The organism is Diaphorobacter caeni, assembly GCF_015354245.1.
GTDB lineage: Bacteria > Pseudomonadota > Gammaproteobacteria > Burkholderiales > Burkholderiaceae_C > Diaphorobacter_A > Diaphorobacter_A caeni.
This window is the reverse complement of sequence record NZ_JADKYZ010000001.1, coordinates 487,792-511,922: the sequence shown is the minus strand read 5'-3', so window position 1 is coordinate 511,922 and position 24,131 is coordinate 487,792. Positions and strand designations below refer to the sequence as shown.

General features: G+C 67.1%; 17 protein-coding genes. 10 read left to right on the top strand and 7 right to left on the bottom strand.

Annotated elements, in window-relative coordinates; genetic code table 11:
- Positions 1-135 precede the first annotated feature (135 nt).
- Positions 136-1,209 carry a porin gene (locus ISG32_RS02305; RefSeq protein ID WP_407645017.1) on the bottom strand — a complete coding sequence of 358 codons (1,074 nt, stop codon included), beginning with the start codon at positions 1,207-1,209 and terminating at the stop codon, positions 136-138.
- A 204-nt stretch (positions 1,210-1,413) separates the two neighbouring features.
- Positions 1,414-3,234 (bottom strand): chorismate-binding protein, encoded by a 1,821-nt coding sequence (locus ISG32_RS02300; RefSeq protein ID WP_407645016.1) that lies wholly within the window; start codon positions 3,232-3,234, stop codon positions 1,414-1,416.
- Positions 3,235-3,358: 124 nt separating this feature from the next.
- On the opposite strand from ISG32_RS02300, the gene panB reads away from it, so the two are divergent.
- The 7 genes from panB (at position 3,359) to ISG32_RS02265 (ending at position 17,353) form a co-directional block, all read left to right on the top strand.
- Complete coding sequence (gene panB / locus ISG32_RS02295; RefSeq protein ID WP_194769387.1) at positions 3,359-4,252, top strand: 3-methyl-2-oxobutanoate hydroxymethyltransferase; 894 nt, start codon at positions 3,359-3,361, stop codon at positions 4,250-4,252.
- Between the two features lie 517 nt (positions 4,253-4,769).
- Complete coding sequence (locus ISG32_RS02290; protein WP_194769386.1) at positions 4,770-11,321, top strand: cupredoxin domain-containing protein; 6,552 nt, start codon at positions 4,770-4,772, stop codon at positions 11,319-11,321.
- An 8-nt stretch (positions 11,322-11,329) separates the two neighbouring features.
- The gene (locus ISG32_RS02285) at positions 11,330-11,896 is read left to right on the top strand and encodes a hypothetical protein (RefSeq protein WP_194769385.1); all 567 of its coding nucleotides are present in this window, start codon (positions 11,330-11,332) and stop codon (positions 11,894-11,896) included.
- Position 11,897: 1 nt separating this feature from the next.
- A complete protein-coding gene (locus ISG32_RS02280) occupies positions 11,898-13,727 on the top strand; it encodes a YncE family protein (RefSeq protein WP_194769384.1) in 1,830 nt (609 codons plus the stop codon).
- Entirely contained in the window at positions 13,724-14,341 is a 618-nt protein-coding gene (locus tag ISG32_RS02275; RefSeq protein ID WP_194769383.1) for an SCO family protein, read from the top strand. Before ISG32_RS02280 ends, ISG32_RS02275 begins: the two co-directional genes overlap by 4 nt.
- A gap of 28 nt (positions 14,342-14,369) precedes the next feature.
- Complete coding sequence (locus tag ISG32_RS02270) at positions 14,370-15,758, top strand: type 1 periplasmic-binding domain-containing protein (RefSeq protein ID WP_194769382.1); 1,389 nt, start codon at positions 14,370-14,372, stop codon at positions 15,756-15,758.
- Positions 15,755-17,353 (top strand): hypothetical protein, encoded by a 1,599-nt coding sequence (locus ISG32_RS02265; RefSeq protein WP_194769381.1) that lies wholly within the window; start codon positions 15,755-15,757, stop codon positions 17,351-17,353. The genes ISG32_RS02270 and ISG32_RS02265 overlap by 4 nt, the downstream gene beginning before the upstream one ends.
- 44 nt (positions 17,354-17,397) lie before the next feature.
- Here ISG32_RS02265 and ISG32_RS02260 read toward each other — a convergent pair whose 3' ends face one another.
- Positions 17,398-17,646, bottom strand: a complete 249-nt coding sequence (locus ISG32_RS02260; protein WP_194769380.1) for a hypothetical protein — start codon at positions 17,644-17,646, stop codon at positions 17,398-17,400.
- Between ISG32_RS02260 and panC the strand changes: the two genes are divergently transcribed.
- Together panC and ISG32_RS02250 are read left to right on the top strand one after the other, a co-directional pair.
- Positions 17,627-18,478: a pantoate--beta-alanine ligase gene (gene panC / locus ISG32_RS02255; protein ID WP_194769379.1), complete on the top strand. Its 852-nt coding sequence runs from the start codon at positions 17,627-17,629 to the stop codon at positions 18,476-18,478. The two genes, ISG32_RS02260 and panC, sit on opposite strands and share 20 nt — an antisense overlap.
- 143 nt (positions 18,479-18,621) lie before the next feature.
- Complete coding sequence (locus tag ISG32_RS02250) at positions 18,622-18,879, top strand: DUF3079 domain-containing protein (RefSeq protein ID WP_194769378.1); 258 nt, start codon at positions 18,622-18,624, stop codon at positions 18,877-18,879.
- 198 nt (positions 18,880-19,077) lie between these two features.
- On the opposite strand, the gene ISG32_RS02245 is transcribed toward ISG32_RS02250, so the two are convergent.
- Positions 19,078-20,010 (bottom strand): LysR family transcriptional regulator, encoded by a 933-nt coding sequence (locus ISG32_RS02245; RefSeq protein WP_194769377.1) that lies wholly within the window; start codon positions 20,008-20,010, stop codon positions 19,078-19,080.
- A 106-nt stretch (positions 20,011-20,116) separates the two neighbouring features.
- Here ISG32_RS02245 and lysA point away from each other — a divergent pair, with 106 nt between their 5' ends.
- Positions 20,117-21,364 carry a diaminopimelate decarboxylase gene (gene lysA, locus ISG32_RS02240; RefSeq protein WP_194769376.1) on the top strand — a complete coding sequence of 416 codons (1,248 nt, stop codon included), beginning with the start codon at positions 20,117-20,119 and terminating at the stop codon, positions 21,362-21,364.
- Between the two features lie 12 nt (positions 21,365-21,376).
- Here lysA and ISG32_RS02235 read toward each other — a convergent pair whose 3' ends face one another.
- The 3 genes from ISG32_RS02235 to secB form a co-directional block, all read right to left on the bottom strand.
- Positions 21,377-22,252: a tyrosine-protein phosphatase gene (locus ISG32_RS02235; RefSeq protein ID WP_194769375.1), complete on the bottom strand. Its 876-nt coding sequence runs from the start codon at positions 22,250-22,252 to the stop codon at positions 21,377-21,379.
- Between the two features lie 222 nt (positions 22,253-22,474).
- Positions 22,475-23,485: an NAD(P)H-dependent glycerol-3-phosphate dehydrogenase gene (locus tag ISG32_RS02230; protein WP_194769374.1), complete on the bottom strand. Its 1,011-nt coding sequence runs from the start codon at positions 23,483-23,485 to the stop codon at positions 22,475-22,477.
- Positions 23,486-23,616: 131 nt separating this feature from the next.
- Positions 23,617-24,066, bottom strand: a complete 450-nt coding sequence (secB, locus tag ISG32_RS02225) for a protein-export chaperone SecB (protein ID WP_194769373.1) — start codon at positions 24,064-24,066, stop codon at positions 23,617-23,619.
- Positions 24,067-24,131 lie beyond the last annotated feature (65 nt).

The window sequence follows — 24,131 nt, the reverse complement described above, 5'->3', positions numbered from 1 at the left end:
CAACATCTTCGACGTACCGATCAGCAGCGCAAAGACAGACAGCCCGCATTCCGAAGAATGCAGGCCAAGTTGCGTTGATAGAAAGGACCTGCTCGCTTCCCCACCAGGCAGGAACAGGTCCCAACGCAGGAACGGTCAGAACGAGTGGCGGACGCCGAACTCGAATCCCGTTGCGCTGTCGCCGGCCGTCATGGTCGGGCTGATCAGCGACGACGACGAGACCGCGAAGCCGCGCTTGGCGTTGTCATCGTTCTTGATGTGCGCGATCGTCGCGTAGACCTGCGTGCGCTTGGACAGGTTGTAGCCGTAGCCAAGAGAGAAGCGCTGGGTGTCGGCGTCGTTCATGCGCTTGGTGCTGATCTGCGAGTAGGCCGCGCGCAGTTCGCCCGCGCCGAGCGGCATGGTCGCGCCGATCAGGTACATGTCCACGCGCTGGCTGGAGTTGCCGCGCTCGGTGGCGAACTGGGCCATGGGCTTGACCATGCCGAAGTCGTAGGCGGCGCCCACGTTCCATGCCTTGTAGTCGACGCCCTTGGCATCGGTGCCACCGCGTGTCGTGCCGTAGGCAGCCGCCACGTTCAGCGGGCCGGATTGGTAGCCCAGGCGCACGGCGGCGGAGCTGCCCAGACGGTCGTTGGCGATGCCGTCGGCCTTTTCGCCGAAGCCGTACTGCAGCTGGCCGTAGAAGCCGCCGAGCTTGGGCAGGATGTAGTTGATGCTGTTGCTCACACGCTTGTGGCCGCTGCCCTCGGGCGTGCCGACCGCGACGCTCGTTCCGCCGATCAGGTTGGCGCCGTTCACGCCGCCCACGCCCACGTCGCCGAAGGGATCAAAGGTCTCGATGTTGAGGTACGCGGGCGTCTTGTCGCGGCCGATGCGCACCTCGCCGAAGCCACCCATCAGGCTGACGGTGGAGCGGCGGTCGAACTTGAAGCCGCTGCCGCCGTTGTCGACCGCGATGCCGCCTTCGAGCCAGAAGCCTGCCTTGAGGCCACCACCCAGATCTTCGACGCCGCGAAAGCCCAGGCGGCTGCTGGACACGCCGCCGCTCGACACACCGCTCACGCTGTTGGTGTCGCTCTTGAGGTGGGCGACGGAGACATCCGCCACGCCGAAGAGCGTGACCGAGGAGGTCGAGGATTGTGCCGATGCGCCCGCAGCGGCGAGCAATGCGGCGATGGCGACGAGGGTCTTGTTCATGCTGTTCATGGAATGGATTGAATGGATCAAACGAACAGCCGGTGGCTCACTGGCAAACCGGCCTGGCCCGATGTCGGGACAAGTCAATTTGAGTGACTAAGTGTGACAATTCAGGGACAAGCCCGCGTACCCTACTTTGTCATGCTGGATTAATCGCAGCCGACAATTCCGCGCGGTTTTTGCGTTATACCGCGCGCGCCTTCACAGTCACCGTCAGCGCACGAGATCCGCGTCCAGCCAACCGCGCAGGCTGTTGATGAAGGCCCACTGAACGACCTTGTCGATGTCGCGCAGATGCAGCACTTCTTCGCGCACCCGCCCCGACTCGATCGCCAGCGCGCGCCCCACGCCGGGCAGCAGACCGCAGGCAAGCGGCGGCGTGATCCAGCGTCCATCGCCGAGCCGCATCGCGACATTGCCGCGCGTGCATTCGGTGATCTCGCCCGCCTCGTTCCACAGAATCACGTCGAACACGCCGCTGCCCGCCGCAGGCTCCCACGCCGCGTAGTGCCCGCGCCGCGTCGTCTTGTGGCGCACGAAATCGCTGTGCGCGGCGATGAAGGGCCGGTCGGCCAGAGCGAGCTTCACGGGCTGTGGCGTCGCGGCCAGCGCGAAGGCCTGCGCGGTGAACGCCCCCTGCTTGCCGAGCAGCAGACGCACGCGCCAGTCGCCTTCCGCGTGTGTCGCGCGCAGGGCGTCGAGCGACGCGGTGATCTGTGCTTCGGGCCAGTCGATGCGGAAGTGCTTGGCCGATGCCCGCATGCGCGCGAGATGCCGGTCGAGATGCCTGAAATCTCCACCGCTCAGCGCCAGCGTTTCGAGCACCTCCAGCGGTGGCAGCGCGCGGTCGATGAAAGCGCGCTTGTGCTTCCATTCGAGCCATTCGTCCGCCGCGTTGGCGCTCGCGGTGATGCCGCTGCCGATGCCGCATTGCACCTGCTCATCACGCACGGTGAGCGTGCGGATCGGCACATTGAAGGTCGCATGCAGCTGGCCCGGCGCATCGCCCGGCCGCACGATGCCGAGCGCGCCGCAATAGACTCCGCGCGGCGCGGATTCGAGCTCGGCGATCAGGCGCATCGCCTGCACCTTGGGCGCGCCGGTGATCGAGCCACAGGGAAACAGCGCCGCGAACACATCGACCAGCCGCGTGCCGGGGCGCGTGCGCGCGGTCACGTCCGAGGTCATCTGCCACACGGTAGGCAGCGCCTCGACATGAAAGAGACGGGGCACCTTCACGCTGTGCGGCTGCGCAATGCGCGAGACATCGTTGCGCAGCAGGTCGACGATCATCACGTTCTCCGCACGCTCCTTGGGCGACGTGCCCAGATGCTCGGCAAGCGCCGCGTCCTGCCCGGGCGTCGCGCCGCGCGCCGCCGTGCCCTTCATCGGGCGCGTGAGCAGCGCCTCGCCATCCCAGTCAAAAAACAATTCCGGAGACAGGCAGAGCACCTGCTCCTCACCCCATGGCATGCTTGCCACATAGCCATCGGGCTGCGACGCGCGCAGCGCATCAAACAATGCTTGCGATGAGCCGAACAGCTCGCCATGCAGCGGCGCTGTGTAGTTGATCTGGTAGCACTCGCCCGCCGCAATGGCCGCGTGGATGCGCGCGATATCGACCTCGAATGCGCCACGCGCAGGCTCGGAATGCGCGCCAGCTTGCCAGTGGATGTGGGCAAGCGCGTGAGTGGCTTCGGGATGCGCATCGGCATCATCGGTCAGCGGTCCGTCGAATTCGGCAAACCATGCAAGCGGCGATCCACTCTTCGCACTCTTCGCACTCTTCGGAATGTGCGTGGAAAAAGCGGTGTCGAACGTTCCCGCGGCTTCGTAGGCCAGCCCCCCCACGCACCAGCGCCCGGCACGCGCGGCCTGCTCGACGGCGTCGAGCACATCGCGCACTTCGGACAGCGCATGTGCCTGCCAGACCCGCAGCGGCGCGCCAAAGCGCCAGCGCATGCGCGCCGATTCCGGGTGATGCGGCTGGGGGAAATCGATCAGGGCGAAAGGCATTCTGGGCAAGGCGGGCATGGGGCGCAAATTATTCCATGCGGTGGGGGATCCTCTCGAAGCTCCGCGCATGTCCTTGCACCGTGGCGCGGTTCCGGGCTCTCTTATAGACTGCCCCAATTTTCAAAAACGCGGAGGCAACGCCATGAACACCACAAGCACATCCACCACATCCACCACGGGCACCCCCTACGGCACCATCCCGCCCGCATCACCGATGCCGCAGCGCAAGCCCATCAGCCTGCCGCGCCTCGCGCAGATGCGCGAAGCGGGCGAGAAGATCACCATGATCACCGCCTACGACGCGACCTACGCGGCCGTGGCCGATGCGGCGGGCGTCGAGTGCATTCTGGTGGGCGACTCGCTCGGCATGGTCTGCCAGGGCCTGCACAGCACGGTGGGCGTGTCGCTTGACGACATGGCCTATCACACCGAATGCGTCGCGCGTGGTCTGCACCGCGCGCAGGCCACGGCCTGGCTGGTCAGCGACCTGCCCTACGGCAGCTATGCGGAGGGCAAGGAGCAGGCGATGCGCAGCGCGAGCCGACTGATGCAGGCCGGTGCCCACATGATCAAGCTCGAGGGCGGCGGCTGGACCGCGCCCATCGTGCAGTTCCTCGTCGAGCGCGGCGTGCCGGTCTGCGCGCATCTGGGCCTCACGCCGCAGACCGTGCATGCGCTCGGCGGCTACCGCGTGCAGGGCCGCGATGACGTGGCCGCCGCCACGCTGCGCCGTCAGGCCGCCGAACTGCAGGAAGCGGGCGCGTCGATGCTGGTGCTCGAGATGGTGCCCGCCGAGCTCTCGCGCAGCCTCACCCAGGCGCTCGCCACCTGCCACACCATCGGCATCGGAGCGGGCAGCGGCACCGCCGGGCAGGTGCTGGTCATGCACGACATGCTGGGCGTGAATCTGGGCAAGAACCCGAAGTTCGTGCGCAACTTCATGCAGGATGCGGGCTCGGTGCGCGGGGCGATCGAGGCCTATGTGCGGGCCGTCAAATCGGGAGAATTTCCGGACGATCAAGTCCATGCGTGGTAAGCAATCGCAAGAGTCGTGAACCTGAAATCGGTCAGCAACGACTCCTTTTTGGTTTGGAATTCGTTAACAATTCCTATGGATTCCCACGTTACATCAAATTTGCACAAACATGCTACGGTGCAGTTGACACAGACGAAGTGAGCGCTCAGGTACTTTTCGCCGCATCCACCAGCCGTTTCGGCGGATGCGCGCGCCAGGCCGCAGCGGACAAGACCCGCTCACGCCGTCTGACTCCGTAGGTAGCGTGCCAATGAATTAGAAATCCACGCACCGATGTGCTCACGTTCGAGGGGACACAAAGAACGGGCACGGACGTGGAGATCAGCGTCGCAGCATCACCATGCGCTGCGACCGGTGCGCAGGCCATGCGGGGCAGCTCCTGTATCGCCAGGCCGCGCAAGACCGCCCCGATACACGACCACCGTGATGTAGCCCGTCTACACAATGAACCGCCCTGCGGCCCTGTCTGCACGCCGGCAGCGCCATGCCCGAACGCTTCGCACGAGGGGAGAACATGATGCGATTCAGTCGAACCACGGGAGTCGGTGACAAGGACGCGCGCGCCCCCCGTCATGTGCTGCAGGTTCCGCCCCATGACCCGATGCGGGTTCTGGTCCCCGTCCTGTTCCTTGCCGTGGCGTTGGCCAGTTGCACCGCGCCGCCCACCGCCCCTGAGCCGACTCCGCAGGCCCCTCCCCAGCCACCGCAGGCCGCCACGCAATGCCATCCGGGCAACACCACGCGTGCGGAGATCGTCGCGCTCGAGCAGGCCTATGTGCTCAACCGTTTTGGCGCCTTCGTGCCTGCGGGGATGATGTATGCGCTCAAGCGCGACGTGGTGGCGCTCGATTCGAGCAAGGGCCCCGCAGGCCCCGGCAACGCCAGACTGCGCGAGGACAAGCGCCCGCGACCGCTGGTGCTGCGCGCGCACGAGGGCGGCTGCCTGCAGGTGACGCTGCACAACTGGCTCGCTCCTGAGTGGGAGGACGAAGGCGGCAAACCGCCGGACCCCACGGTGCCTCTGAACGGCGAACGCGTCGCGGCGGCGCCCGCCCATCTGATGGACCCCATCGGCAGTCCATCGTCGCGGCGGCTCAAGCCGCTCTCCAAGGTCAGCGTCGATGCCCCGCGCACGCGCAGCGCCTCGTTCTTCGTGGCGGGCCTCGATGTGCAGCAGCCGCGCCATTGCCCGGTGAACGCGGTATGCGGCGGCGACGGCACCTATGTCGGCCTGCGCAACCAGCAGGGCATCTTCTTCAACCCGGGCACTTCCAGCGACGTCAGGAACCGCTACCAAAGCGGATCGGTGATCCAGCCCGGCCAGGTCTCGGTCACGCTCTGGTCCGCGCCGCGTGAAGGCAGCTTCTTTGCACACTCCACCGCCGCACCCATCGGCGGCGAGGGCGATGGCGGGCAGATCGGGCTGGGCCTGTTTGCGGCGGTGAACGTGGAGCCTCCGCAGTCGCGCTGGTACCGCTCTCAGGTTGACGAAGACATCATGCGCAGCGTGACCAAAACGCCGGCCGGCGGCGACGCGCATCCGTTCGAGAAAGTGGACTACGAGCAGATTTCGCTCGTGCAGAACGGCGAGATCGTGCACAGCGATCTCAACGCCATCATTGTGCGCAGCGCCGCACAGCACAAGCGCTGCGAGACCCGCATGAAAGACACGCTGGTCGACGGCCAGCGCTGCGAGCCGTCGTTCCGCGAGTTCACCGTGATCCTGCATGACGAGGTGCACGCGGTCCAGGCCTTCCCCGAGCTCGAGGACGAGGACAACCCGCTGCACTACATCAAGGACGGCATGGGCATCAACTACGGCGTCTCCAGCATGGGCTCGACGGCCTATGCCGCGCAGCCGCAGCGTGGCGTCGGACCGGCCGCCAAATGCCCCGAGTGCCGCGCGGAGGAGTTCTTCCTCTCGTCCTGGGCCAACGGCGATCCGGCGCTGGTCCTGAAGTGGGACGGCAACGGAGAGCGCCCCACCGGCGCGCGCTATCCCGACGACCCATCGAACGTGCACCACAGCTACCTTGGCGACCCCGTCGTGTTCCGCAACCTGCATGCGGGCCCGAAGGAGACACACGTCTTTCACCTGCATGCGCACCAGTGGGTGATGGACGCGAGCGACCCGAACTCCACCTACCTCGACTCGCAGACGATCGCGCCGGGCGCGACCTTCAGCTACGGCATCGAGTTCGGCGGCTCGGGCAACCGCAACCTGACCGTGGGCGACTCGATCTTTCACTGCCACCTCTACCCGCATTTCGCGCAGGGCATGTGGGAGCTCTGGCGCGTGCACGACGTGTTCGAAAGCGGCCTGCATCGCGGCAATTTCGACCCCGCCAAGCCGGTGAGCGCCAGCAACGATCCGCAAAGCCGCAGCCTGCCGGACGCCGAAGTGGCCGAGGGCATCGCCAGTCCCGCCATCGTCCCGCTGCCCGGCATCGCGCTGGCGCCCATGCCCAGCGCCGCGTTCCGTGGCTATCCGTTCTATGTCGCGGGCCAGCCCGGACACCGCCCACCGCAGCCGGTGCTCGACATGGACGTCAACGACACCAGCTACACCGACTACACCCAGCCCCCCGACCCCGCCAAGGTGGTGGACGGCGGCCTTCCGCGCCACGTGGTCAAGAGCGGCGAGGTCTCCATGCTGGCGCGCGAGCGGCCCGGAACGCCGGGCTACCGCAAGCTTCTCGATGCCGCCAAGGCCAAGGGCGGCGATGCGGCCCAGCTCATCGGCGCCAAGGTCGCGCGCGAATTTCCCACGGCATTCGAAGCGCTCGCGGGCGAGTGGAAATCGCTGGAAATCGAGGTGCTTCCGCATGAAGGAACGACGGCGGAAAAGGCGGCGATGCGCTTTCACGAAGGGAAGCTCGCGCAGCCCGCCTCCTTGGCCGACGGAGGACTGAACCCGGTTGTCATGAACACGCAGCCCCGCCCTGGCTGGTGGACCTACGGCAACGGCTACCGCACCGCCTTTGCCGCGAGCACGGCCGACATGAACCCGCCCGACGGCGAGCCCCTGTTCCGCGTGAACGGCCGTGGCCGCGCGCCCGGCGCCCCGTTCGCCAACCCCTGCCCCATCAACGCGCCCAAGCGCGACTACCGTGCCGCGTTCATCCAGACCGAGATCACCGTCAACCGCCATGGCTGGTTTGACCCGCAGGGCCGCATCGTCATTCTCGAAGACGACATCAAGGACGTGATCAACGCCAACAACCGCACGAAGATGCCCGAGCCGCTGTTCTTTCGCGCCAACTCGGGTGACTGCATCAACTTCAAGTCGAGCAACTTCGTGCCGAGCGCACTCAACGCCGACGACTTCCAGATCTATACCCCCACCGACACCATCGGCCAGCACATCCATCTGGTGAAGTTCGACGTGACCTCGTCCGACGGCTCGGGCAATGGCTTCAACTACGAGGACGGCGCGTACAGCCCCGACGAAGTGCGCGAGCGCATCATGGCGATCAACCACACCGCCGGTCGCCGCGTGCTGAGCCCCAAGGCGCACCCGCTGTTCCAGCCCCACGGCTCGATCTACGAGAACAGGGGTCGCGATCGGCAACTCGCCGACAAGGGCCTGTGTCCACCGCAGGGTGCGAGCGAAAGCGATCACGCCTATCTCGAGCGATTGAACAAGCACCACCCCTACTGCGGCGCACAGCGCACCACGCAGCGCTGGTGGGCCGATCCCATTCTGGTGCGCAACGGCCCGCTCGCGGGCAAGGACAACACGCTGCGCACCGTGTTCACGCACGACCATTTCGGACCGAGCTCGCACCAGCAGCACGGTCTCTACGCGGCACTGGTGATCGAGCCCGCCAACTCGGTCTGGCGCGCGGAATTACCGGCCGATCCGGTGCAAAGAAAGAGCCTGCTGACCGCCTGCGCGGCGGTGGCGTCCGCCAACGCCGACGATCCGCTGTCGCTGGACGCAGGCATCAAGGCGTCGTTCGCGGAGCGCCGACGCGTTTCTGCGCTCGGCGCGCAGGCCACCGCTGCGGACCAGCTGTCGGCCGCTCGTGCCGAAACTTGCCTTGCGCACGCCCTCATCGGCGGCGCCGATCTGAGTGTCGACCCCATTGCCTTGGGCGGATCCGGTGACGAACAGATCGCCATGCTCAAGCCCCGCCCCACCCTGAAGCTGATCCGGGACCAGACGGGGAACACTGCCCCAGCCTCTGCCCCAACGCCAACGCCTGGCCGCTTGACACGCACGGACGGAGGCCCCACCTCCACGCGCGCTACCATCGTCTCGCCCACCTGCGTGAACGAACCCGCAAGCAGTCCCTATCTGGTCGGCAACGAGGTGAGCTGCGCGAGCGGCGAGGCGCACCAGACGCGGCGCGAGTTCGGGCTGGCGTTCGCCGATTTCTCCACCGTCTACAACCTCGCGCTCGAACCCATCAACACCGAGCTGCCGCGCGATGTGTCGATGCGCCGCTTCGGCGAGCGGCAGGTGGCGGTGAACCCGGCGCGCCCACTCGTGATCGCCAGCGAAGACCCCGGCACTCAGCTGGTGAACTACCGCAACGAGCCGCTCGCGCTGCGCATTGCGGATGTGCACTGGAGTCCATCGCTCGGCGGATTCGACTATTCCGAATCATCCAAGCGAGCCGATGGCAGCACTTGCCGCGTGGGCGACAGCGACTGCCTGCGCGACATGGCGAATGGCTTTTCCAGCGCCGTGCATGCCCGGCGCGACCATGAGCTGGCCACGCGCAGCTATGTGAAATGGATTGCCCAGAACAGCAACCGCGCGGCGCCGCAAAGCGAGGTCGATCTCGTGTCGCCCACGCTGCGCGCCATGCAGTCCACGCCAAAGCAGAAAGCCCTGCTGCGCACCGTCGTGCGGCAGGCCGAGCAATGGCGTCAGGACTTCAACTGCGCGCTCTATCCTTCCGCGCAATGGCGGCTCAATGGGGCCGCGCCGGACTTCCAATTCGAAAGCCGCGACGTCGAGGATTTCCGCGACTTCTGCGCGGCCCGCGAGAGGGCGAGTCGGCGCACTCTGCAGGTCAACGAGTCGTGGCGCGCATTCGGCGACGTGGCCACCCCCATCCTCGCCAGCCACGAGGGCGACCCGGTGCAGATCCGCCTGGTGCAGGGCTCACAGGAGGCGCAGCACATCTTCACGATGAATGGCGTGAAGTGGCTGAGCAAGCCGGACTCCGAGCATTCCGGCTACACCAATGCGCAGCCCATCGGCATTTCGGAGCACTTCGAGTTCGACGTGCGGATTCCCAACTTCAGCCTGCCGCAGGCGGACTATCTGTACTTCGGATCGTCTGTTGACCAGCTCTGGGACGGCATGTGGGGAACGCTGCGCGCGTACTGCGATCCATCGCAGGGCCGCGATTGCGGGCTGGTCAACGAGCGCGACCAGATTGCCCGCCTCATCGCGCGCGTGCCGCGCGCCACCGCCACGCCGACGACGGAACTGGCAGAGGCCCAGACGGCCGCCTGCACCAGCGGCCGCGCACTCGATGAAGCCGTGGAGGTGAAGAGCTTTGACGTGAGCGTCGCCAAGGTCTGCGAGCTGATGGGCGATTGCGGATCGCCCACGGCAGGGCTGGAATACAGCCGCCGCTTCGACATCCGCGATCCGCAGGCCGTGGTCTACGTGCTCAACCGCGAGAGCAGGACCTGCAGGCGCGACGCCGGCAAGCTCACCGACATGGGCTGCTTCGACGGCACCGATCCCGCCGAAGCGCAGACCGCATCGCACGCCGACAACTGGGCTCAGTTGCAGCAGCAGTTCCGCCAGCAGCGCCGCCCCATCGAGCCCCTGGTGCTGCGCGCCGCCGCGGGCCAGTGCATCACGGTGAAGCTGCGCAACCATCTTGCACCCGCGCAGCCGCGCACGACGCAGCTGACCGAGGCGCACGCCCATTACAACTTCCTGCCGATGATCACCGACGGCTTCAACCTCAACCAGTTCACCATGTCGAGCACGGTGGGCCTCTCGGCGCCACGCGTGGCGCAGAACCCGCTGCACGGCGATGGCTCCAACGTCAGCTTGAACGCTGCGCTGGTGGCCGCAGAAACCGGGGTTGCCACCTCGCTCACTCAAGCGCCCGGGTCACTGGTGCCGGCCTGCAAAAGCGACGAGGAGCGCGAGGCCGATCGCTGCAGCCGCACGCTGGTGTGGTCGGCGCGCGATCTGCACCGCGTGGTCGACGCCGGAGCCACGCGTGTGGAGAGCCGCGCGGTCGAATTCGGCGGACTGCCACTGCGCAGCTTCGGCGACGTGGTCAAGCACGCCGCGCATGGCATGGCCGGTGCGCTGGTCATCGGCCCCGAGGGATCGCGCGTGTGCGACGACGACCAGCGCGATTTCCCCGGCGGCGCATCGCGCACGGTCTGCACGGCCGATGGCCATCGCTACGGCGACCACGTGCTGCTGATGCAGGACGCGGTGAGCGCCGTGCAGCGCGGCTTTCCGGTGCCCGACCTCAAGGGCGCGGAGGAGCCCGATGACTACGGCGTCAAGGCCATCAACTTCCGCACCGAGCCGCTGTGGGCGCGCACGGCGGGCAGCCCGTCGGCGGATTTCGGGGACCGCAACGAGAATTTCGACCTCACGCGCATGCTGAGTTCCGCCAGGCAAGGCGCGCAGTGTGAGGCCGGCATGCCGCCCAATGGCGACGGCCCGCTCGCTTGCGATCCCGAAACGCCGGTGATCAACGCCACGGCGGGCCAGCCGGTGCGCCTGCATTTCGTGCATGCCGGTGGACACACGCGCCAGCAGGGGCTGACCGTGGCGGGGCACGGCTTCCCCTTCTATCCATGGAGCCAGCAGTCGCGGGTGTTCGACGCGACGCGCTGCGACACCTCCAGCGGCCCGATGCAACCCGGCTGCCTGAGCTGGCAGGGTGTCTACAACGGCTTCGGTCCGATGATGGGCGTGACGCTGGGCATGGTCGCGGGCGGCAAGGCCGCACTGCCCAAGGACTACCTAATCCGCAGCCAGGCGAGCTTCGTGTTCGATGGCGGCGCATGGAGCATCCTGCGCGTTCGCGGGCCATCCGACGAATCATCCAACGCCTCCACCAAACCGTGAGAACCGCCATGGCCCATACGATGTACCCCACCGAGTTCAACGACAGCAACGTCATCGGCTGGCTCAGGCCCGGCGACCAGCCGCCCATGAAGCCGCTGCTTGGGCCCGGCGCCTACCCGCACAGCAGCGGGCAGTGCGCCGTCACGCTGACCTCGCCGGTCCCGACGCAGGTCATGCAGTGCTCCGTCTGCTCGCCTGCGGGCGGCCTGAATCTGAACCTGGAGCGGCGCACGCCGATCCTGACGCTCACTGCGCCCGACGCGGGCCCTCTCACGCTGAGCTTTTCGCCGGGCGTGCGCAGCGTGGGGCTGTTCGCAGGTCTGCAGGCGCTCGTGGGCACGCCCTACGAGGCCATGCTCTCGATCCGTCTGGCGGGCTCCACGGTGTTTGAAGACATGCCGCCGGTCTCCGGCACGAGCGACCATGTCTGCCTTCCGGGTGAGATGACTTCGGCCGCGTTCCTCAGCGCGGGCGTGTCGCCCATGGAGCGCATCGAGTCGATCCGCGTGCAGGTGCGCTGCGACTCGGCGATGGGCCGCATGGCCATCGGCTGGGTCTACCACTGGATGCGCTGAGATGCTGCGGCCATCGCTCCTCGCACGACGCTTCGCACCGGCACTCTGCGCCGCTGCGCTTTGCCTGTCCGCGCACGCATCGGGCGAGGGCCCGGTGACGATGCAGGTGCAGCTCACTGCGCTGCCTGCGGATGGACTTGCGACGCTTGATCTCACCCTGCGCGACGAGGCCACCGGCCAGCCCGTCGAGCTGCCCGCGCGCAAGCTCGCCGCATGGCTGCAGAAGCCTCTGCCCACACTGGCCGAAGGCGAGCTCGCCTGTCGCGACAAGGTGCGCATGCTGGCGTCTCCGGGGCTGGGCCGGCGCGCGGCGTTGGACTTCAACATCCACCGTCTGCTCGCGGTGAACACGGACAACACCCTCACCTTCATCAACCCGTTTCTGCGGCTCAATCAGGCCAAGCTCGAAGACATCGTGACCCTGCCCGGAACGCCCTCCGCCGTGCTGCAGCGCCCCGCCCTGCATGAGGTGTGGCTGGCGCTTCCCGAGGTCGATCAGATCGTCGTCGTCGACACCGATGCACGCCGCGTGCGCCGCAGCTACACCCTGACCAAGGGCGCGCGCCCGGTCGCGCTCGCGCAGGCCGGTGGCGCCGTGTGGGTGGCGCAGGCGGGGCGCGACGAATGGCTGCGCATCGCCAGCGCGCAAAGCGATCCCGAACCCATCGCCGCGCCGCGCGTGCAGGGCTGGCTGCAGCCGGACCGCTCCGGCGAGCCGCTGGGACTTGGCGTGAACGGCATCGTGCGCGCCAATGGTCAGGTCGCTCCCAGCGGCCGAGTGCTGCACGCGGCATGGAGTCCTTTGGCCGAGCGCGCCATCGCATCGCTCGCGGACGGCGGCCTTGCATGGCTGGACGCGCAGGGGCTCGTGCAACAGCGATTGACCACGCGCGGCCCCGTGCAGCGCATCGCGTTGTTCGACGAGGGACGACATGCGCTCGCCGCCACCGACCGCGAGGTCATGGTGATCGATGTGGCCACGGCAGGGGTGCTGCAGACCATTCCGATCGATTCCTCCGTGACCGACATCGCCTTCAGCGGCAGTTTCGCCTACCTGCACAGCGCTCCCGCATCGCGCGCCGTTCTGCTGTCGCTGGCCGATCTGCGCAGCGGCCAGGCCAAGCCGGTGCAGGTGGCGGTAGGCTCCGATCCGCGCGACGCCACGCCCAGCCTCTCGGCGGGCAGCGGCGCCCAACGTCTGCAGCGCTTGCCCGATGGTGCGGGCATGTACGTCGCGAGCCCGCACGACGGCCAGATCTACCAATACACCGAGGGCATGATGGCCCCCATCGGCAGCTTCTCCAACTACCGGCGCAGCCCGCTCGCGCTGCTGTTGCTTGACGATGGACTGCAGTCGCTGGGACAGGGCCGCTATCGCGCGACCCTGCGCGCACCGCGTGGCGGCAGCTACGAGCTGGTGGTGAGCGGGGTGCAGCCGCGCTTTGCGGAATGCGTCGCGTTGGACGTCCCCGTGATCGGCACGCAGAACCAGTCCGCCGTGGCCTCGGCCGCCGCGCAGGTGCGCGCCCGACTGGTGCAGGTGCAGCCCGACGGCGACGCATGGTTGGTACGTGCGGCTCTCAGCATCGGCGAAGGGGAGCGAACCCGCCCGCTGCCCGGCGTGCACGATCTTCAACTGCTGGCTTTCGAGAGAAGAAGCGGCTGGCAGTCCCGTCAGGCCATGCGCGCCGCGGGCGACGGGATCTACGAGGCCCGCATCCGGCAGGCCCCCGCGTCTGCGGGCATCGATCTGCTGGTGGGCAGCGCATCGCAGGATCTGCCGTTCCACGCAGGTGCGCTCGGCACCCGCGTGCTGGGAGCCACGCCATGAAAACGAATGCCCTGCAAAGGCGCGATGTACTTGGAGGCGTGGTGGCCGGTGCGGCGTTGGCCTGCACGGCGTTGCCGGGCTCGCCATGGGCGCGTCCCTCTTCGCCACCCCAATGGAACACGCAGCCACCGCGCGTGCCCGATGTGAGCCTGCTCGATCACCACGGCACGCCCACGCAGCTTCGGCCGTTGCTCGCAAGTGGTCCGGTCGCGGTGAATTTTTTCTACACCGGCTGCAGCAGTTTCTGTCCGCCGCAGACGGCGATCTTCCGGCAGCTGCAGGAGCTGCTGGACAAGGAACGCCTGCCCAACGTCACCCTGCTCTCGCTGTCCATCGATCCGCTGGGCGATTCGCCGCAGGCCGTATCGCGTTTTGCGCAGCGCTACGAGGCGCGTCTCGGCGCAGCCGCCCGTTGGTGGATGCTGACCGGCAGCGCCACCCGCACGCGCGACATCGACGAGGTGCTGCGCGCCTTCGACGTGCATGCCGCATCGCTCGCCGAGCACCCCGCGCAGACCTGGATCGGCCACGCCGGCAAATCGCGCTGGCTGCGCTCTCTGGGCCTTGCGAGCGCGGATGAACTGCTGCAATGGCTGCGCGCGGCGGCGGCCTGAACTCGGCCCACACAACGAGCCTGTCGCCATGTCCCCCAGAAACTCCCTGATTCTGCTGCTCAGCGCCGCGACCTGGATGGCCGCGCTGCAGTCGGCCTGCACGGCGCGTGCAGCACAGGGAGCCGAGAGCTGGTCGGACAGTGCCGCTCAGGGCCGCGCGCTCTACTACGGAACGCAGCCGTTCGCGCGCGCCGCCACCGTCTCCGGCGCTCCCTTGCCCGCGTTCGCATCGGCCTGCGTGCAATGCCATGGCCCGCTTGGCGAGGGCTCGCGCGAGGCCAACGTCGCCGCGCCGGATGTGCGCCTTTCCACGTTGCGCGCGAAAGGCGTGAAGGGCGTGACGGGCGTCAGCGCCGAGGATGCACTGCACAACGCGCTTCGCAACGCGCGCGGAGCGGATGGCCGCGCCCTGCATCCCGCCATGCCGCGCTACGCGCCCACGGCCGAAGAGGCTGCGGCGCTCGATGCGTTCTGGCCCTGGCTCGGCAACGCCGCGCAGCCGCAGCGCGGGCTCACCGCCAACGAGGTGCGGCTGGGTCTGGTGCTGGATGGACTCACGCAGGCGGCGGCCCGCACGCAGGTCGCTGCGGGCGCGCAAAGCGTGATCGACGCGACCAACGCGGCGGGCGGCGTGCATGGACGCCGTCTGCGCCTGATCCCATCGGAGCGCGAGCAGCCGAGCGACGTGTTCGCACTCGTGGCGAGCGCACTCACATCCGGCCAGCAACAGCAATGGCCATTGCGCGCGCAGCGCCTGCCCAGCATCGCGACGCTCGATTTTCTGGCGCGTGATGCCGATCCCGCGGGCTGGCACTGGCCGCTGCTGCCCAGCCTCGATCAGCAGGCGCGCATCGCCGTCGAACTGCTGAAAACCGCGCCTCCCGACTGCACGCGCGCCATCCACGACCCACGGGGTCTGGCCGGTTCCGTCGACATGCCCGAGGCCAACTCTGCGCGCCCATGGCCTGCCGGCACACGCCTTTGCGTGGCGGCCTTCGCACCGGCGGCGGAGGTGGACGCGCTGCGCACGCGCTGGCGCAATGCGGGTGTCGACTTGAGGCAGCTGATCGAGCTCTCCGGCATGCGAGCCAGGCCACTGGACGATCCCCGGCTCGACCATCGCCTCGTTCTCTTCGTCCCCTTGGCCGTGGCCGACTTCGCACAGCAGCAGGCGCAATCACTGTGGTTCGTGCTCGGTCAGACCGCCGCGCGCACGACGGTGGAAGCGCTGGCGCGCAGCGGCCGCAATGTGGTCCCCGAATCCCTGCTCGCTCAGACCCGCACGCTCACCGGATACGCGCCGCTGCCCGGCGCGCCGCTCGCGTTCAGCCGCAGCAGCGCACACGGCTGGCTTCCCGAATCCTTCGCCTCGTCCCCGCCCGTTGTCGATCAGCACCCACGAAAGGAGCTGCCATGAAAGTCCGCACTCATCCCCTGCTCGCGCTGCTGTGGCTTGGACTCGTCTCCATCGCGTGGGCGCAGCCGGTGCAGCCGCCGAGCGGCTTCGTCATCGTCGGCCACATCGAACGCTTCACGCTCGACCAGCCCTCCAGCCGGACATCGGCCGCCACCCTGCGCGTGCGCGGCGTGGACGTGCGGCTGCCGCAGAATCTGGTGATCACCATGCCCGGAGGCTACCTCACGGCGCAGCAGATTTTCAAAGGGCGCAATCTGCGCTCCACGATCGACCCCAACCGCAGCGGCCTGGCACTGCAGGATCTGCGCACCGCCGAGCTCGCCTGTCCCGGCACGCCGGAATTCGCAGGCAGGCAATGCCCCTTGCCACCCGCCGAGGTCGAGGTCATGGGCAACCTCCTCAACGGCGTCTATCTCGCCGGATCCGTGCGCATATCGCAAGGCGCGTTTCACCTGGGCGGCGGCTTCATCCGCAGCTTCGCAGCGGACGGCAGCATGGTCGTCGGCGCCGAACCCGGCACCGGCAGCGATGCCGCCTCCGCGCGCATCAAGCTCAACGACCCCGAAGGCATCTACGGCCGCGCGCAGACCACGCAGGACCAGCGCTTCGCCGTCGACCCCGGCAACTCTCCCGTGCATGCGCGCACCGGCTTTCCCGTGTGCGTTCCGCGCAGCGCGAACGATGCGCTGTGCCCGTCAAGCAACCGCCCCGCCGGCGCGGCCGTCAAGCGCTTCACCTGCGGCAGCGTGCCGGTCCAGGGCGGCACGGCCGGCATCGGAGCAGTCGCCCTGCCGGGCTGCAGACCGCATCTCCCCGCGCCGCTCAGGGTCGGCGATTTCGTGAACTACGTGGGTCGAATCGACAAGGACGCGCAGGGGTACTTCATCTCGCTGCACGGCCTCGACGCGGAGCTCGGCATCTACACGTCGCCCGGCGTGGACCCGGCCTACGTGTTCATTGAAGAGGCATTGGAAGGCACCGTCGGTGAACGCTATGCGGATCTGCCGCAGGAAGAGACATCGCGCTTCAAGCTCATCGGCTTCACGAGCGATCCGTCACGCAGCGTGTCGGTGGACATCTTCGATGACGACGTCGACAGCAACGCCCTGCCCCCCACTGCCGCCCCCGCGCGCCTGGCGACGCGTCTGGTTCCGACAACGGGTGCGCAACTGGGCCGCTTCAAGATGATCTGGTCCGCCAAGGAGGACGCACGCGTGGTGCGCCGCGCGGTGCGCGTCACGCTCTCACCCGGTTTCAGCGGCGGCGCGAACCACGCACCGGGCACCAGCTCCGTCGACCTCGGCCTGCCCGGCGCCAGCCGCCGCGGCGGCTACGCCTTCGGCTCCTACGAGTCCCCCATCAGCGAATACCTCGGCCCCGAAGCCACGGCCTTTGGCGTCAAAGGCTACCAGCCCCCCGTGCCGTTCGAGAACTTCTGCTTTCTGCGGCGCGTGAATCAGGTGGAATCCATGGAGCCGCACCCCACGAATGCAAGCCAGTGGATCCAGATCGACGCTCAGCCATTGACCCCCTCGCCTGCCGCTCGAGCGCAATCGCAGGCGACGAGTTCGGGGCAGCGGGTGTGCGGGGATTGAACGCTGCGTGCATCGACGCACGGTTCTTCAGTGCAGCAGATCATTCACCGCGCGCGCTCAAGACATCCGGAATGCACGAGCGGCAGACCAACGCCCATCACCGCCGCGAAGACGGCGATGACGATCAAGGTTGGATGAGACGATGCGCGCGGCTTCTTGCCCATGAGAATGGGCTCCCGAATCCGGGCATTCTCGCACCCCGAGGCGAGCGGCTGCGGCACTTGAACGATACTTGCGGCCTGGACAGAACACATCGAGACATTTCCCAGCGTCATGCAAATCACCCATTCCATTCCCGAACTCCGTGCCGCGCTTGCATCGCGTGGCAAGCCCGCCTTCGTGCCCACCATGGGCAATCTGCATGACGGTCATCTGTCGCTGGTGCGCATTGCCGGGCAGCATGGCGACGTGACGGTCGCGAGCATCTTCGTGAATCGACTGCAGTTTCTGCCGCACGAGGATTTCGACAGCTATCCGCGCACCTGGGATGCCGACTGCGCCAAGCTCGAATCGGCCGGATGCGATGTGCTGTTCGCGCCGCGCGAGAAGGATCTCTATCCCGAGCCGCAGGTCTTCAAGGTGCAGCCCGACCCGCTGCTGGCCGACATTCTGGAAGGCGAGTTTCGCCCCGGTTTTTTCACCGGCGTGTGCACCGTCGTGATGAAGCTGTTCTCGAGCGTGTTCGCCACCACGGGCGGCGGCGCGGCTGTGTTCGGCATGAAGGACTACCAGCAGCTCATGGTGATCCGCCGCATGGTGCAGCAGTTCGCGCTGCCCATCGAGATCATCGCGGGCAACACGGCGCGTGCGGAAGATGGTCTGGCCCTGAGTTCGCGCAACGGCTATCTGAACACCAGCGAGCGTGAGCAGGCGATGGCGCTGTCGCAGGCGCTGAAGTCGCTGGCCGAAGCCGCGCGCCGTGGCGGCACGCCGCTCGCAGCGCTCGAAGCCGAGGCCATGGCCGCCCTGCGCGCCAAGGGCTGGGCGCCGGACTACCTCACGGTACGCAACCGCAGCGATCTGCTCGCGCCCGCCGATGCGACGAGCGGCACCAACGCGCCGCTGGTCGCGCTCGGCGCCGCGCGCCTGGGCAACACGCGTTTGATCGACAACCTCGAGTTCTGACGTTTTCGCTCCAGCGCGCTGTCATCGCTGGAGCGGCGCATACATCGGTCACGGCTTATCTCCGTGAAATTGACGCAAGGCAAAACCATGGCACTGCAAGGCGCTCAAGCTCATGGCAATGAGACTTGACGCAATACAGCAGCATGGCCAAGAAGTTTCCGATTCACCCCGCCCACCCCGAACGCAACTGCTGGGGATGCGATCAATACTGCGCCGCTGACTCACTCGCCTGCGGCAACGGCTCGGACCGCACTCAGCACCCGATGGAACTCTTCGGAGACGACTGGGCAGAATGGGGCCTGAATGACGCCCCGCCGAGCGCTTCACCGGCCACATCACCCACCGCCACCGACCATGCGTACGTCGGTACGCCCAGTCACAAGGACGACTCCATCCGCTGATCTCGGCACCATGGGACCATGGATGCCACCGGCTTTCCCGTGCGCTTGTCGATCAACTGCGAGTGGCGTTCGCCCTTGGCCGTCAACACATATTCCTGATACGACGTGCCGTCCGGTTGAGGTTTGAAACAGAACTGAAAAACGGAGCATGAAACCCTCCTCCACTCCCCATGCAGCCATGCCGCGAGGGGTCAGTCATCAGGCCGATGCGGCGACCTCGGCCTGCAGCGCTTCCAGCAGCGCATCGACGCCGGCAACGGCAGGACGGTGCAACGGCAGCAGCGCCTGCACCTGAAACGGAATCGAAAACGCGAGCGGCCGCACGACGAGCTGCTCGCCCTCGCAGGCCCGCGCGGTCAGCGGGTTGACGATGGCGATGCCGAGGCCGTGCTGCACCATCGCGCAGATGGCGATGGCGCTGTGGGCCTCCAGAAGAAGCTGGCGCTCGACCCCGGCACGCATGAATTCCGCGTCGATGCGCTGGCGATAGATGTCATCGCGCGCCAGGCTGATGAAGGGCTGCCCCGCGAAGTCCGTGGCCTTGAGACGCTTCTTCTTGGCAAGCGGATGGCCAACGGGCAGCACCGCCACTTCATCCACTGCAGGCAGCGCGATGGCGCGCGTGCCGGGCGGCGCGTCGCACTGCTCGGTAAGCCCGATATCGAAACGCTGGGCCGACATCCATTCGAGCAGCAGCGGGCCATCCTGACTCGCCACGCTGAGCGCGAGCGGGCCCTGCGCCTGCTGCAGCCGCGCGAGCGCTCCGGGCAGCAGCGCATGGCTCAGAGCGGGCATGCTGAGCACGCTGATGTGCGAGTGGTTCGGCTGCGCGAGCGCCAGCGCATGCTCGATCACATGATCGAGCCCCTGCCAGCTGCGCTGCACCTCGTCCCAGAGCGAAAGCGCCTTGGCGGTGGCGCGCAGGCGGCCCTGCACCCGCTCGAACAGCGCATAGCCGAGCAGCGACTCGAGCCGCGCGAGCTCGCGGCTCACCGTGGGCTGCGAGGTGTAGAGCAGCCGCGCCGCACCCGTCACGCCGCCCGCGAGCATGATGGCGCGAAAGACCTCGATGTGACGGTGACCGATGCGTGAATCTTCGGGAGAAACGGTGCTGACAGGTGAGCTGGACATGGTGCGCAGACCATATCAGAAATGAATGAACATGAAAAATCAAAGTATTCGACCAAATACCCTCCGCCTGCGATGATCGCCCCAACCACACAGAGATTTCCGCACCATGAGCAATCCCTTCTCCCCCGCCCAACTCTGGCAACTGGCCGATGAATTCGGCACGCCGCTGTGGGTCTATGACGCCGACACCATCCGCGCGCGCATCGCGCAATTGAAGCCCTTCGACACCATCCGTTTCGCGCAGAAGGCGTGCTCGAACATCCACATCCTTGAGCTGATGCGCGGCCAGGGCGTGAAGGTGGATTCGGTCTCGCGCGGCGAAATCCTGCGAGCCATCGCTGCCGGTTTCAAGCCAGGCTTCGGCGAGCCAAGCGACATCGTCTTCACCGCCGACGTGATGGACGAGGCGACGCTGGCCACCGTGGTCGAGCACAAGGTGCCCGTGAACGCCGGTTCCATCGACATGCTCACGCAGCTGGGCGAAGCCTCTCCCGGCCACCATGTGTGGCTGCGCATCAACCCCGGCTTTGGCCACGGCCACAGCAACAAGACCAACACCGGCGGCGAGCACAGCAAGCACGGCATCTGGCACACCGACCTGCAGGCCGCGCTTGATGCGATCCACGCGGGCGGCCTGGTGCTGGCCGGGCTGCACATGCACATCGGCTCGGGCGTGGACTACGGCCATCTGCAGGAAGTCTGCGGCGCGATGGTCAAGCTGGTGCAGACCACCAAGGACGCGGGCCACGATCTGCATGCGATCTCGGCGGGCGGCGGTCTGTCGATTCCGTACCGCAATGGCGACGCGACCATCGACACAGCGCACTACCACGGCCTGTGGGACGCCGCGCGCAAGCAGGCCGAGGCCATCGTCGGCCATGCGCTCGGACTCGAGATTGAGCCGGGCCGTTTCCTCGTGGCCGAGTCCGGCGTGCTGCTGGGCACCGTGCGCGCGACCAAGAACGCGGGCAACAACCACTTCGTGCTGGTCGACACCGGTTTCAACGAACTGATGCGCCCAGCCATGTACGGCAGCTTCCACGCCATGCAGGTGCTGCGCCGCGACGGCAAGGAACTGCCCGCCGCGCCCAGCGTGGTGGCGGGCCCGCTCTGCGAATCGGGCGACGTGTTCACCCAGGGCGACGGCGGCGTGGTGCTGCCGCGCGAGCTCGCGGGCGCAAACGTCGGCGATCTGCTGGTGATCAACGACACGGGTGCCTACGGCGCATCGATGTCGAGCAACTACAACACGCGCCCCTTGGCAGCGGAAGTGCTGGTGGACGCAGGCAAGCCCCGCCTGATCCGCCGCCGCCAGACAGTGGAGGAACTGCTGGCGCTCGAACTGGGTCTGTGATCGACGGGCGCGTCAGGTCTGCATCAGCAGTTTGCCTCGCAGCCGCTGCTGGGCGGCTTCACCGAGCCTCAGGCCTTCGTTGATGAACTGCTGCACCGAGCCATGGCGTGCCGTGGCCTCGTGCAATGCGGCCTGCAGGTAGCTCGCCTGCACGGGCGCCGGTTGCGCCTCGGCATTCGCTTCGCTCTTCAGGCGCTCGTTGCTCAGAAGATAGTCCTGCATGATGACGTCCTGCGGCAGCTCGGCGATGGTGTGCAGCAGCGCCGTGACCCACCCCGTGAGATCGCAGCCCAGCACGCAGTGAAACACCTGTGCTCCCTCCACGAGCGCCATCTGCTCGAGCAGAAAGACGGTGCGCGTGCGGATGCCCTGATCCGACACGAAAAAGCGCATCCGCTCCTCCATGCTCTCGGGCGCTGCAGCCTGCCGTCCTTGCATAGCGGACGCCGACGCCCCCATCTGAAACAGCGGCACGTACTCGGCGCCCTGCGGCACCCGGTCGGGCTGGCTGTCGCGCTGCTCCTGCGGCCGCAGATCGTAGACCACATCCACACCCAGAGTGCGCAGGCGCTGCGCATCGGCATCGTCGGCGCTGATCCAGCCCGAGCGGTAAAGCGTTCTGGTGCGCAGCGCCACGCCATGCACATTGCGATAAGGCGATTGCGCGTCAACGCCCGCCACGTCCCGGAAATTGTGGATGGAGGGCAGATGCAGCAGCGGCACCTGGACCGTGGGCAGCCCCTCATGCTCCGCGCGCTGGCCGCGGGAGGAGACGATGGTGGTGAACGCCAGAGGCGGCACCAGACCGAGTCCGATGAGCCCCAGTGCGCTGCGACGATAAATGCGCGCATTTCGCGCGAAAAGAAAGTGATTTTGCCGACTATTCATTCGAAATCCCTCGCACAAGCGCGACTATTGGGTGTCGCTTGCTGGGGGCGGAGAATCTACTGAAGCGGGATTTCGGGCAAGACAATTCAGCCTATGTTTTGACAAAGGCTGATTTAGGCCTCGGAAAAGCCTTTGGCGACAGGGATTTGCGCAAAGCGAAAAGCCACATTCCTCAGCGGTTCACTGGGGCATTCGGCGCAGGTTGCGAGATGAATCCGCGCCTCACTCGCCGCGTGGATCGCGCGTCATCAGAGTCTGCACCGCATCGCCAACGGCCACTTCTCCATCGAGCAGGCCCACCACCGTCTCCGTGATCGGCATTTCCACGCCGAGCAGACGCGCCCGCGCGAGCACCGTGCGCGCGCTGTAGACGCCCTCGGCCACATGGCCGAGCGACTGGACCGCCTCGCCCAGCGTCATGCCCTTGGCGAGCAGCAGGCCGACCTTGCGGTTGCGCGACAGGTCGCCGGTGGCGGTGAGCACGAGGTCACCCAGTCCCGAGAGCCCCATGAAGGTCTCGGCCCGCGCGCCGAGGGCGAGACCAAGGCGCGTCATCTCCGCCAGCCCGCGCGTGATCAGCGCAGCGCGGGCGTTGAGGCCGAGTTGCAGACCGTCGCAAAGACCCGTGGCGATCGCGAGCACGTTCTTGACCGCGCCGCCGACCTCGACGCCGACGATGTCGCCGTTGGCATAGACGCGCATCGCCTCGCTGTGAAAAGCAGTCACCAGCATCTCGGAGACCTCGGCATGCGCGCTCGCCGCGACCAGCGCCGTGGGCTGCTGGCGCGCCACCTCGTCGGCAAAGCTCGGGCCGCTGAGCACGCCGCTGCGCAGATGGGGAGCCACCTGCCTGCAGACCTCGTGCGCCATCAGGCCGACCGCGCCCGCTGGCGCATCGGCGGCCACGGCCTCGAAGCCCTTGCAGAGCCAGACCACCGGCACCTTCACATCGGAGAGCTGCGTCAGCCATTCGCGCAGGGCGGCCATCGGCGTGCCCAGAACGATCAGATCGGCATCGGCCACATGGGGCGCGACATCGCCGCTCACGACGGCCAGCGACGCGGGAAAGCGGCCGCCCTTGAGATACCGGGCATTGGCGCGCTCGGCCTGCATCTGCGCGGCCTGCGCGGCATCACGCGCCCAGAGTTTGACGATATGCCCACCCGCGCTGCCGGCGGCGCTCATGGCGATGGCCGTGCCCCAGGCACCGGCTCCGATGACGAAAATCTTCATGGCGCGAAGAATAGCAAGAGTTGCGTGGCAGGCAGGTGAAGAAACCACTGCCCGGAAAAAAACAAATCCCCGCGAAGGCCGGAGCCGTTCGCGGGGATCTGTTCGCTTTCAGCGGTCAGTAAGACAAGGGCTTACTGAGCCGTGGCGTTGCCTTGAGCGGCCGCTTGCTGCTGCTCGTACATGGCCTGGAAGTTGATTTCGGCCAGATGCACGGGCGGGAAGCCGGCGCGGGTGATCACGTCCGCCACGTTGCCGCGCAGGTAGGGATACACGATCTGCGGGCAGGCGATGCCGACGATGGCACCCATCTGGTCTTCAGGAATGTTGCGGATTTCGAAGATGCCGGCTTGCTTGGCTTCGACCAGGAACACGGTCTTGTCCTTGATCTTGGTCTGCACGGTGGCGGTCACGGCGATTTCAAAAATGCCTTCGGCCACGGGATTGGCTTCCACGCCAAGCTGGATGTCCACGTTGGGCTGTTCCTGCTCCAGCAGGATGGCCGGAGAGTTCGGCTGCTCCAGGGACAGGTCCTTCAGATAAACGCGTTGAATCTGGAACACTGGGGTATCTTCGGTCGCCATGGTCGGTTGGGTCTTTCAGTCTGAAACATAGATCGCCCGGAAAACAACTCTCCGGGGCGAAACAA